General features: G+C 57.8%; 6 protein-coding genes. 4 read left to right on the top strand and 2 right to left on the bottom strand.

Annotated features, from left to right (window positions below):
* The first annotated feature begins 45 nt into the window (after nucleotides 1-45).
* The 3 genes from ABIA96_RS31400 (at nucleotide 46) to ABIA96_RS31390 (ending at nucleotide 3,503) form a co-directional block, all read left to right on the top strand.
* Nucleotides 46-1,194 carry a permease gene (locus ABIA96_RS31400; RefSeq protein ID WP_354140797.1) on the top strand — a complete coding sequence of 383 codons (1,149 nt, stop codon included), beginning with the start codon at nucleotides 46-48 and terminating at the stop codon, nucleotides 1,192-1,194.
* 765 nt (nucleotides 1,195-1,959) lie between these two features.
* Complete coding sequence (locus ABIA96_RS31395; RefSeq protein ID WP_354140796.1) at nucleotides 1,960-2,814, top strand: trypsin-like serine peptidase; 855 nt, start codon at nucleotides 1,960-1,962, stop codon at nucleotides 2,812-2,814.
* A 47-nt stretch (nucleotides 2,815-2,861) separates the two neighbouring features.
* Nucleotides 2,862-3,503, top strand: a complete 642-nt coding sequence (locus tag ABIA96_RS31390; protein ID WP_354140795.1) for a DUF1109 domain-containing protein — start codon at nucleotides 2,862-2,864, stop codon at nucleotides 3,501-3,503.
* Nucleotides 3,504-4,161: 658 nt separating this feature from the next.
* On the opposite strand, the gene ABIA96_RS31385 is transcribed toward ABIA96_RS31390, so the two are convergent.
* Together ABIA96_RS31385 and ABIA96_RS31380 are read right to left on the bottom strand one after the other, a co-directional pair.
* Nucleotides 4,162-5,529: a tyrosine-type recombinase/integrase gene (locus ABIA96_RS31385; RefSeq protein ID WP_354140794.1), complete on the bottom strand. Its 1,368-nt coding sequence runs from the start codon at nucleotides 5,527-5,529 to the stop codon at nucleotides 4,162-4,164.
* Between the two features lie 287 nt (nucleotides 5,530-5,816).
* Complete coding sequence (locus ABIA96_RS31380; protein WP_354140793.1) at nucleotides 5,817-6,839, bottom strand: tyrosine-type recombinase/integrase; 1,023 nt, start codon at nucleotides 6,837-6,839, stop codon at nucleotides 5,817-5,819.
* Nucleotides 6,840-8,135: 1,296 nt separating this feature from the next.
* Here ABIA96_RS31380 and ABIA96_RS31375 point away from each other — a divergent pair.
* A complete protein-coding gene (locus tag ABIA96_RS31375) occupies nucleotides 8,136-12,158 on the top strand; it encodes an AAA family ATPase (RefSeq protein ID WP_354140792.1) in 4,023 nt (1,340 codons plus the stop codon).
* Nucleotide 12,159 lies beyond the last annotated feature (1 nt).

Below are 12,159 nucleotides of genomic sequence, written 5' to 3'. Positions count from 1 at the left end.
ACCCGGCGGACGTTCTGTCATGTGCTTCACGTACGGGAGCGGCCCATGATGCAATCCATCTTACGCGCGCTGAGCATGGCTTTCGCCATGGGATGGGAAATCCTGTGGCCGCTTATTCTCGGCTTTGCGCTCTCGGCCATGGTGCAAGCCGTCGTCTCCCACAAGCAGATGAGCCGATTGCTGCCGGATGATCGGCCGCGCTCGATCCTGATCGCGCTTGCCCTCGGCGCGGCCTCGTCGTCGTGCTCCTATGCCGCAGTAGCACTGGCGCGCTCGGTGTTTCGGAAGGGCGCCAACTTCACGGCGGCAATGGCGTTCGAAATGGCATCGACGAATCTGGTGCTTGAACTCAGCATCATCATGCTCGTATTCCTGGGTTGGCAGTTCACCCTGGCGGAGTTCGTCGGCGCTCCGATCATGGTCGCGCTCCTCGTCATCCTCTTCCGGATGTTTCTCAATCGGACTCTTCTCGATGAGGCCATGAAGCAGGCGGACAGAGGCATCGCCGGCCGGATGGAAGGCCATGCCGAGATGGACATGTCGGTCAGCGAAGACGGCAGCCTTTGGCAACGCATCACGTCTGAGCAGGGTCTTACCGCGATCAGCCATTATTTCGTGATGGATTGGGCCTCGGTCTGGATGGACATCGTTGGGGGTCTGCTGATTGCCGGCGCGCTTGCCGCGTGGGTGCCGCCCGAGTTTTGGCAGTCGTTCTTCCTGGTGGATCACCCAGTGCTTGCAAAGATATGGGGGCCCATTATCGGTCCCCTGGTGGCGGTTATCGCGTTCGTGTGTTCGGTCGGAAATATTCCGCTGGCCGCCGTACTTTGGAATGGCGGCATCAGCTTCGGCGGCGTGATCGCGTTCATTTTTGCCGATTTGATCGTGCTTCCGGTCCTGAACATCTACCGCAAGTACTACGGGCTAAAGATGGCTGCGTTTCTGTTTGCGACGTTCTATGCTGCGATGGCGGGCGCCGCTCTGATTGTCGAACTGATATTCGGCGCTTCTGGGCTCGTTCCTGCCCAGCGGAATGCGCGCGTCGTCGAGGCTTCCATCACCTGGAATTACACGGCCTGGCTCAACATCGCATTCATCGCGCTTGCCGCACTGCTCGTCGTGCGCTTTGCAAAGACCGGTGGGCCCGAGATGTTGCGGATGATGAACAGGCCGGCGGAACGGACCGTCGGGTGATGCCGAAATATTCTCCTTGAGCGGTGCATCGATTAGGATCGAATCCGACGCGTCGACGATCGACACCCAGAAGTGCTCAATGGAGCGAACGTGTGCGGTGCACTCGCGTTTGCCAATCGCCCTGGCCTCGTCCTGGTCGGTATCATTTCAGTGGCACGCGACCGGATTTCCCTGCTATTATAGCGGCATGCGAGTCATGGCCCATTCGTTATCCTTGCTGTTGTTAGCCGTGGCAATGATGTTGCCTACGGTTGCACGGGCCGACGCGCGTGCAGAAGTCCCGATTGCGGCCCTAACCGCTTTCGTACAATCCGCGACTCCCGGTCACTCAAAGCGAATGGCGATGCGGTGCTATCGCTGCTTTGGGAAAGCTTGCAGTGCGTCTGCAATCGCTTGCGGCGCGTCTTGTGGCTCAGCGAGTGCTCTCGCTCCACTCGTTGTGGTTTCGACGCCGGTCGTCAGCGCTGAAACACAACCAACCCCCTCCAAAGCCGCCCGCGATCATGGCATCTCGCCGGATCCGCATCCCCCGAGAGCTATCGCTATCGGTTGAGTTGGCCGCGCTTGCGGCCGTGCCGAGTTGCGCGCATCAGGTCGTATGTCAGGCACCTGAAAGCGCCCGCGAACGATTCCTTCGGCCGTCAATCGCATCGATTTCTGCCGAACGATGATCCCAATGCACAGCTTCGAGAAATCGGCGGTTAACAGCCGAGCCTGACATCCTGTTCGTCGGCATTGCGTTGACGAAAATGCTGGGAGGACGAAATGTTTGCTTCACAAGGTTTGGCCTTGCTAGGAGGCCTTGTAGTCTTGCTTCCCGTTGCTTTGACCGATTTGCCCTCCCGTCTCACCGAACAATCGGTGGTTCGTGGCAATGAACGATCGCATATCGTCACCGAATTCGATCCTCGTCAAATCGTCGATGCACGCCGTTCGCCGTATTCGGCGATTGGACGATTCAAAGGAACAATGACTTGTACAGCAGCGGTTGTGCTCAATCCAAGAATCATCGTTACGGCGGGTCATTGCATCACGGAAGGAGACGGCACGATTCGACGGTCCAATCTATCGTTCCAAGCCGGCTATCAACTTGGAAACGATCTTGGGCGCTATCAAGCGACGGTCTGGGCTATCGGATCGAAGCAAAGCTTCACGCACGAATCTGTCCGCGAGGCATCGAGAGATTGGGCGATACTCGTCCTTGATCGCGCGCCTGCAGGCGTCCGCCCGCTTCTGCTGGACCATCACTCGTTGGAGGCCTCAGAGTTGCTTGGGCAGCAGATTGTCCTGCCGGCCTACTCAAACGATATCGTCAACGCTGAAGTTCTCAGCGTCGATCCGGCCTGCACTGTTAGCCATCTCGTTTGGGATGCCCTCGTGCACACATGCAGGGCACAACCGGGCTCCTCCGGAGCGCCGCTGCTGCTGCGGGAAGGGTCAGGTTATGCCATCGTCGGCATTCACACCGCATCGATGTATGCGAGTGATGAGGATGGTCACGTTGCAAAATTTGTGGGCAACCAGGCGATCGCCTCCTGGATGTTCGCGGATGCGGTGGTCGCACTTTCCCTGCAGTTGGACGGTGCTCTCATCCAGACGGTCAATTCAGCGGACTTCTGATCTCAACCTTGCAGAACCGATATGCCTCGGCTGGACGGAGAAGGCACATGACGACCGATCAACTGGTTGCCCTACTTGTTGCAGACCTCAAGCCGGTCAATCCGAGACGTGTCGTACACGCGGTGATTATCGCATTAGCCACTGGTTTGGCGGCAGCCCTTGGTGCCACGATGTTGATCTTTGTTTTCCCGCCCGAATTGCTTGATGAAAATAATCTGGAGTTCCTGTCGATCAAACTGCTCTTCGCTTCAGGTATCGTGGCGACCGCGGCTGTTCTCTTGCCTCAGCTCGCCCGTCCTGGAGCGCCAATGCGCGGCAATTCCGTTTTCGCTCTCGTACCATTCGCCTTGATCGCGGTAGCCGCGACGGCCGAGCTTGCGTGGGTTCCTGCGTCCGCTTGGCCCCGCATGATTGTCGAACAGGACTCACTGACGTGCCTTCCTTCAATTCCGCTCCTCGCGATCTTGCCGTTCGGCGCTCTCATTTGGGCCGTGCGCGCAGGAGCGCCGACCGATCGAGTACACGCAGGCGCCGTCGTCGGTCTTACTGCTGGCGGCCTCGGAGCTTTGGCGTGCGCCTTCCCCTGTATAGAACAGTCTCTTTCGTCCATCGCGCTTTGGTATGGCCTTCCGATCGGCATATGCGCTGCCATCGGGGCGAAGCTCGGTCCGAGGCTGCTGCGGTGGTGAGCATAGCTGCCGCGAACGAATTGGGAAACGCGAAGCGAGTCAGAAGATGGAATCAAATTGTGCAGCCACAGCTCCATGGGTTCTAGTGCAGCGAAACTGCATCCGAATGCTCTTGTTTCAACGAAGGAAGAGGCTAACGAACAGCAATGACAGTCCAGCCTTCGAGGAGGTATGAAGCGCCCGGATTGTTCATTCGGTTTCGCTATTTGGTGGCCAAATTCATTTATGACGTCATCTTCGTCATCCTGGTACGCGACGGAAGCTGGCAGGAAGAAGTATTCGCGTCGCTTGCGCCCAAGGCAGGCGATCAACGCCCCCCTAAAAGTTCGGCCCCCTGAGTGCCGCTTTTCTTCAGGGCCCCGCAACGAAATCGCAACAAATTAGGTGAAACGAGCATGAAAAAGCGGTACTGGAGTGCTCGCCATCACAAGAGAATCAATAACTTAGAAGTTGCTCACTGCGTTCGGGACCCAGGGGCGCCTGCGCTCAGAGGGACTTGAACCGAACGTCGGTATCGGTGGTTAGGCCTCCGGGATTTAAATCTGCTTCACTCTGCTTTTGCGATCGCCCTGCGTCACTCGGCAATTGCCGGAACGGGCGAGTTCAGCTGACCGACCGTGTCCGGCGGTGCGGTTAGGCTCCCGGGCTTGTGCATGCATCAAGCTGCACGCCGCATTTTGTCCTGCTCTTCGCCCTGAGCGCCTGGCTCCACTCCAAGCTCGCTGGTTGCACGACGGCTTGCCCCATGGCCGAGCCAGCCTCGCAAAGCGGCGTCTTCCGTCAGGAACTTACCGAGGGCCGAGAACACTGCGGTGCTGATCGCTTGTTGCTGGCTGCGAAGGTGATCCTCAAGCAGCTTGTGGCGAGTAACGTAGCCGGCGTTCACGCCTGGAATTGAATGGTTCATTAGCAGCTTAGCATCAAATTCCGAGACTCCAGCAGCTGTTGCAATGGTCCGGAATGTTTGGCGAAGATCGTTACCCCACTTCGAGAGGGTATCTCGATCCTCCTTAGTTTCAGCAAGGTGCCCTGACTCGCTGTCGCCGGGAAAGACCCATTTCTGCGACTGCAACGGATACATCTGCCGGCCAACGCGGATTGCCCGGATGAGACACAGGATCATTTCGCGGGAGAGCGGGATATCGAAAGCTCGCTTCCTGCCGCCCTTCGGCTTTTCGATATGCAGAGTTCGGCTGTGAAAGTCGATGTGACTTGGCTTCACTTGCTGTAAGGCGGTAGTTCGAGAACCACAGAGCAGCGTGAGCAGGTGGAATTCACGGCGGATCGGATTTTCAAGGACAGCCAACTCCCGGAACCACTCGGTCAAGTCGCTGATGCCCATGCCGGTATCTCGGCGTTTCTCCTCATTCCAGTCGACGGCATCTGCTGGATTGTCGCGCGGCAGTGATCTGTTAGTCTTACGAGCATGATTGTAAATTGCGCGTAGCGTTCGCATACAACCATTCGCGATATAAGGACCGTTGTCCTTCGTAATCTCGTCGTGCTTCTCGGCAACGCGAGCAGGATCCTCCGCGAGGCCGCCCAATGAAGTATCAAGCCACTCCGCAAAGATACGTTCTACGTGGTCGCGATAACCACTTATGGTCTTTTCACTGCGACCCTTTCGGACCAGGTGGGCTTCCAGATATCGCTGCCATGCATGCCTGAGGGTAACAGCCGCAACCTCGGTATTCACCTCGTTCCCAACCTGACCAAGGCCGGCTTCACCGTCTTGCTTTGCCGTTTTCGGGCGCTGTCCCCTGCTGATCTGAGCCAGATATTCCTTTGCGATCGCGCGCGCTGCTCGGGTGGTCAACTCGCGCGTGTCGCCGATCGATACTCTGATGGAGGAGGCTCGCCTGCCTCCCTGCCGAAGATCGCCTTGGACAGTGAAGGTTCTTTTCCTCTTCCCCACGACGACGAAGAAGCCCTTCAACTCAGTGTCGCGGGCTAGATACCACCCCTCCTTTGGGGTAGCCAACTGAACAATGCTTTTGTCGGTCAGAGGAATGCGAATGTCATTCATTGGAGCGGACGCCGTGAACTAAAACGGTTTTCAAACGGTTTTGGCGAACCGGCATGTTTGGATGTTTGGGTTCGACGTACCGCGAATCTATGCGACAAACCCCTATAAAATAAAGGGCTTCCGAAGGATCGTCGTACTGCAGAGCAGATTCGGAAATCGTAGCGAAACGCTGATTTTGAACTCTTAATCAGCGGGTCCCAGGTTCGAGCCCTGGTGCGCCCACCAAGCAAATCAAACACTTAGCAGTAAGTGTGGCGCGATGAGATGACTTCATTTTACAGGTCGTTTTACAGTTTTGTTCTCGCTTCGAGCTTCAGCACCGCAGCTTCGGCGAGCTGAATATCGCGACCCAAGTAATGCGCGTCGAGAATGGCTTCGACGTCCTTCAACGAGTGGCCCGTGACCGCAGCGATCTGCGGCACGCTGGCACCAGCAATCGCCAACCGAACCACGGCGGTGCCGCGCAGGTCGTGAAAGGTGAGACCGCTGATGCCGGCGCGCTCGCAGGCCTTTGACCACGACGTGCGAAAGCCGTCGGACGTCCAGGGCCGGCCCAGTGTGTTCGTCAGGATGAGCGGCCCCCGACGGTCGGTGACGTCGAGCAGGGCTCTCAACGGCGTGCCGGCCGGCATCGCGACGCGCCGGCCGCCTTTCGATTGACGCAGCCGAATGTACGGGCTCTCGTACGCAGACCAGGGCAGGCGCAACAGGTCGCCCTGCCGTTGGCCGCTCCACAATGCCAGTATTAAGGCGAGTTGGATCTCCGCCGAGGCGACGGACAGGACCGCAGCGATGTCCTGCTCCGACCAAATCTTGTCTTTGCGGTCGGCCGCATAGAGGCGACCGCCTCGCTCGCACGGGTTGGTAGCAATGATGCCGCGGTCTTTTGCGAACGACATGAGCCGCGCCAGTGTCGTCCAGGCGTAGTCGGCCTTGCGTGGCGTGTTGGCGAACTTGTCTCGCCAGCCCTTAAACTCGCCGCGAACTCTACGGTCGGTGAGTGCGGCGATTGGCAAGTCACCGAATTCGTCCTCGACGAGTTTGATGTAGGCGAGATACGCACGCTTTGTCGATTGAGCGAGCGCCGTAAAGTCCGGCGCGGCTTTGTATTGCGCGATGATCGTCATGAACGTGCCGGCACGCGGCTGTCGAACGCTGACATGCGCTTCGTTGTATTCCCGAACAAAATCCGGCGTGCCGGGCTTGGCCTTGATTTGCGGTCCGCCACGCCAAGCATAGTAGTAGGTTTTGATTTCGCCCGTAGCGAGGCGGGCGTTGACCTTATGAACTCCTTTCAGAACGACGCGCACGTTTAGCTCTCCATTCGTCTAAGGCAGACGTTTCCTGCTGCGGCTGGAGGCCGCTCATCGCGTCCAGCGCAAGATTGATGGCCTTCACGTCCCACCTTGTTGTACCCGGAAGTGGCGGCGGCAGCTTTCGTGATCTAACCCAGTTCGAGAAGGTGCTCGTTGAGACACCACAATAGCATGCCGCTTGAGACCGGCTCAGCAGTCTCGGACGTATGTCATTAGCAGCTTCGTCAAGAGCGTCCGTCATGGTGTAGTGGCCAGCAGCCGGCCTACATCCGGCGGAGCCGAGTCATCCTTGGTTTCGAAGGAGCGGCAGCTTTGAGGATCAATAAGCCTCGACACAATCCTTCGACCCACGTGGGTTCTCGGTAGGCTAGTCTAGCCCTCGCAAAGGGCTACGTACGAACGCAATTCGCAAGGCGCGCTCGTCTGGTTGCTCTCGCGCACTTCCACGATGAGGCCCGGAAACAGGACCCAGGCAGCGTCCCATGTCAAAAGCTGTTAAAGCGCATCTCGAAAATCGGCGGGCTTGCCGCCATCGCGAACGCGCTGCCGAGCCATGAGCTTGTGGGGAAGTTTGAATCAGCTCAGAAAGACGTCAAATACGTTGTTTCAATAGTCGAGTATCTCTTGCGCAGCAAAGCGCATCCTGAGGCCGGCATTCGGTCGACCATTGAGGACGCAAAGGCGTTCGTATGGCTAGAAATAGGAGAATACGGCATCACCAAGATCGGCCAGATTTGGGAAGATTACTGGCGCAGACGATCACCCTGCAATCCGGATAACTCGCATTTGCCTCCCGACCCTCCCGCATAATCAAGATCAACGTCAACGTACGGAAATGATTTCGAGACATTAGGCCTTCGTCCGTAAGCGAACTGGAAGTTACACAGATGGAGTCAGTCAACCCGACTGATAAGGTTTGGTCGCAAAGCTTATCAGTCGCGGACAGGGTGCAGCTCCGGTTTTTGGGCCGTGACACCGGCTGCTAAATCGGCTGCTGCGACGGGTATCGGCAGCACACCGCCAAGGAGACAGTCCCGACGCAGGCAGACGGCTTGGCTTCTGCGACGATATAGGGCATTTCGATGTTCCAGCTGGGTCAGGCCAAGCCAGGTTGCATAAGGCAAGCTATGCTATTTCGTTGGGCTTTTACGGACGCAATATAGTTGAAGCCTTCAACGAAAGTCTATTTAATGGAACTGGTACATCCAAGGGCGAAATGCCGAGGATGGGTCAAACGATAGGGCCTCTCCGTCGGTAGGTTGTCGCTATTGATCACCTGAGGTCACGTCGATGGACCGACTCAGCGTGGACGTCAGCGCATACGTTCCCACATGGGTTAGGAGCGTTCTCGCCGAGAGACGCCTCAGCCTGGACAAATCGATCCTCGAATCCGGATCCGCGGCCATCCTGTTGTTGGATATTGCCGGTTTTGTCGAGACAACGAACCAGCTGGCCCGCCGGGGACCAAGCGGCGCGGAGGACATCTCGAATCTTCTCAGCTTGTGCTTTGGACCCCTTACCGAGATCATCGGGGCACACGGGGGAGACGTCATCGCTTTCGTCGGCGATGGAATCCTGGCCATGTGGAAAGACACGGCGTCACCCGAGGAGGCGTCTCTTCACGCAGCACGTTGCGGCCTGGCGCTGAAGGCCGAAATGAACAGGCAAGTGCAGGCGGGGCAATATCAGCTGCGCCCACGCATTTCAATTGACGTCGGCAAGATTCACTGCTGCAAACTCGGTGGCCTTTACGATCGTTGGCATTTCGTGATCGTCGGACCTGTGCTCGAGCGCCTGGGAGAGGCGTATCGACAAGCACAAGTCGGCGACGTCGTTTTGTGCCAAGAGCTATATCGCTCCATACAGGGTCATTGCGAGGGAACACTCGCGGACGAGCTATTTACACTCGACGTTGTTCGAAGCGGTGGTGATCCGTCGAAACAACGGCTTCGGAGCGAGGCGCCTTGTTTGCAACTCGAATCGCTCGTCCCGTATGTCGTCGTTGATCACCTTCGGTTCGGTCAACAAAGATGGTTAGCAGAATTCCGGAACATTACCGTTGTTTACGTCAGCCTGATGGACCTCTCGTTTGAGCATGCTTTCGCTGAAACGCTTCAAACTGCAACTAGGCAGGTTCAGCGTACTGCTGGCAGATTTGATAGTGAAATTCACAAGGTCATCATGGATGACAAAGGATTTAGCGTCTCGCTTGCCTTTGGTCTTCCCCGTCAGGCGCATGAAGACGACCCGCAGCGGGGAATCGAGGCAGCTCTTGCAATATCCAACGAGCTTGAGTCCGCAGGCGTGCGGACATCGATCGGCATAGCGTCCGGCAAACTATTTTGCGGGGACTATGGCGGCCGCGAGCGTCGTGAGTATTGCCTTATGGGACCCGCAATCAACATGGCATCACGCCTGATGCAACTGGCGGCCGGGCGGATTCTCTGCGATGCCAAAACTGCGGAAGCGGTTGGAGAAAACGTCAGCTTCTCGGTTCTGCCTCCGCAACACATCAAGGGCAGTGACGCCCTGGTGACTGCGTTTCGTCCAATAACCGTCTCGCGCTCGCATCGTAGCCGTCGTGACGATGAAATTGTCGGTCGAACGAGTGAACGTCGCCAATTGCAAAATGCGCTTCAAAGTCGGTCGGGCGGAGAGATTGTTATCCGGGGCGAACCTGGCATCGGTAAGTCAGTTCTGCTCGACGACCTGGCAGCGTTTGCCCGGTCGCAAGGCGTCCGGGTCTTGCGGGGCTACGCGACTTCGATCGAAAGGCTCACGCCGTACTTTGCCTGGCGCGACCTCATTCATGGCTTGCTGGGAGGCGACTCGCCGGAACAGATCGGCCGCGCTGCCCTTGATAAGCTTAGCCATGACGAAACCCTTCTGTCATGGTTGCCTCTGCTGCGTGACATCGTCAACATCAACCTTTCAGAAACCACCCTCACGCAGCAGATCGTCGGGTCGGCCCGCGCCGCATGCATCGAAGCTCTTGTCGTAGCGCTGCTTTCCGACAGCGAACGCAGTCCGCGCGCCTTGATCTTTGAGGATCTTCATTGGTTTGACAGTGCGTCAATTCACCTCTTAACGGCCGTTGCGCGGCAGTTGCCCAACCTCTTGTTGGTCGCAAGTTGCCGTCCACCGCCGGTTGGGCGGGCACGCCCGGCGGTGATTGAGTTCGCCACCGAGATCAATCTTTCCGCGATGACCAAGCAGACGATTGAACAGCTCGTTTGCAGAAGGCTCCGTGCAAATAAACTTCCCGAAGATCTGGTGAATTTCGTCTACCAACAGGGTGAAGGAAACCCGTTCCATTGCGAAGAGCTGGCGCTGGCGCTTCGCGATACAGGAGCGGTGACTGTAAGCCGGGGCGTTTGCGAGGTATTGGCCGATCTGCATGACCCGGCCAAGAGGTCGCTACCGGCAAATCTGGAGGGTGTGATCGTCAGTCGCATCGATGAGCTTCGAGTCGAAACACAGCTTCTGCTGAAGGTCGCAAGCGCAATCGGCGATGACTTCACTGCGGAGATGGCTCAGGCAGTCTATCCCGGGCAGACGGCATTGGTTGATGTCAGCGGGATGCTCGATGAGCTGGCGGCCCAGGACTTTCTCGTCGTCGAGGATAGAGGAACAGCTGCGAACTATGCGTTTCGTCATGCTATCAGCCAGGAGGTGACTTACAGGCTTTTGTCTTTCGCGCAAAGGAACGCGCTGCACAGGACGATCGCGGACGTCATCGAGCGCCAGCATTCCGAATGGCTGGAGCCGTATTACTCGCGGCTTGCACAACATTGGGAGCGCGCCAACGAAAGCGACCGTGCGATACGTTATCTTGAGCTCTCTGCCAAGCAGGCGCTGAGAAGCTACGCAAATCGCGACGCCATACGCTATGTTCAGAGAGCGCTTGAATTGATCGAAGCGGCTTCGGTCGCGAGCAACGACGTCCTACGGTCCGAATGGGAGGAAATTCTCGGAGACGCGAACAACGAGCTCGCCGACTACGAGGAAGCGTTCATTCATTTCGATCGGGCGATGGCGCTCCTGAAGCAGACTTCCCCGGGGGGGAGTGCAGGTCGGGTGGCGCGCGTGTTGACGAACGTGCTGCAGCAAATTCGATTGCGGCTATGGGCGTCGCCACCGGAAAAGTACTCGGCGGGGGACAGGAGTAAATTCCAGCGGACCGCGCATATTCGAGAGCGGTTGGCGGAACGACATTTTTTCCTGAACGAGTCGCTGGCTGTGCTCGACGAAACGTTGTCTGCGCTCAACTTGGCGGAGCGCTGCGGCGCTGCTGCCGAGGCGATCAGCGGCTACAGTGCCCTGGGATTAGGTCTCGGAATGTCAGGTCTGCGCGGGGTTGGCCGCTACTATCGCTCGCGCGCGCTGCGGGTTGCGGACGAGGTGGGTAGTTTACCTGCCACGGCTCGCGCGCATCTTCTTGCCGCCGTTTTTGGTTACGGCACAGGCGAATGGGAGTTGACGGAGCGTTGCGCACGACATGCGCTTGAGCTCTATCGACAGCTTGGTGATCGCTCTCGCTGGCATGCGCCGGTGACAATTCTGGCTTTCTCCGCAATTCTGCGCGGAGATCTGGCCACAGCCGAAACGCTGTTGTCAGATTTGGAGACGATGGTTTCGTCCGATTCGACGCACCAGGCAGAGGCATGGCTTGCGGCTGCAGTGGTGCTGTCCAATTTGATGCGCAACAGGACCGATCTAAATCAGTTGCGTCGCCTAAACGAGCTCACTGAAAAGCGGTTGACCCGGGCGGACCGGCTGCTTTGCCTTGGAATTCTGTCCTCTGCCTTTTTGCAGCGAGAGGAGGCCGGAGCAGCCTTGGAAGTCGCTGAACGTGGCCTTGCCGTTCTTCAGGAGGTCGACGTGGTTTGGGGCAGCTACGTCTACGGGGTTGTTGGGGTAGCGGAAGTCTTCCTGGCAAAGTGGGCCGAAGAGAAAGACCGTGCGGATGCCGGTTCCTATGCCATGTCGCGGGCGCTGCTTGCATGCAAACATGCAGCCCGGGCCACTCGAATGTCACCCGTCTGCCGGCCACAGGCACTATTGCTGCAAGGCCAAGCGGCGCTTTTATCTCATCGGCCGGCCAAGGCGCAGCGCCTCTGGGAGGCAGCCGCGGGGGCAGCCACCCAGTTGCAGATGCCTCGTGAGATCGGACTCGCACTCTACCAGATTGCACAAACAAGACCTCTTGGTGATCCGCAAAGATCATCAAATCTCATTCGAGCGCAGGATATTTTGTTGGGCGTAGGAGCCGAACCAGATCTCGTAGCCGTCCGCAAGGCGTTGTCCATCTGAA

The organism is Bradyrhizobium sp. LB11.1 (assembly GCF_040549385.1).
In the GTDB taxonomy this organism is placed as follows: domain Bacteria; phylum Pseudomonadota; class Alphaproteobacteria; order Rhizobiales; family Xanthobacteraceae; genus Bradyrhizobium.
The sequence above is the reverse complement of the archived record's forward strand: the minus strand, read 5'-3'. Positions and strand labels throughout refer to the sequence as shown.

Excerpts from the sequence above, each read along its gene's own strand:
- ABIA96_RS31395 (WP_354140796.1), top strand. The coding sequence starts at position 1,960 with ATGTTTGCTTCACAAGGTTTGGCCTTGCTAGGAGGCCTTGTAGTCTTG.
- ABIA96_RS31390 (WP_354140795.1), top strand. The coding sequence starts at position 2,862 with ATGACGACCGATCAACTGGTTGCCCTACTTGTTGCAGACCTCAAGCCG.
- ABIA96_RS31400 (WP_354140797.1), top strand. The coding sequence starts at position 46 with ATGATGCAATCCATCTTACGCGCGCTGAGCATGGCTTTCGCCATGGGA.
- ABIA96_RS31375 (WP_354140792.1), top strand. The coding sequence starts at position 8,136 with ATGGACCGACTCAGCGTGGACGTCAGCGCATACGTTCCCACATGGGTT.
- ABIA96_RS31385 (WP_354140794.1), bottom strand. The coding sequence starts at position 5,529 with ATGAATGACATTCGCATTCCTCTGACCGACAAAAGCATTGTTCAGTTG.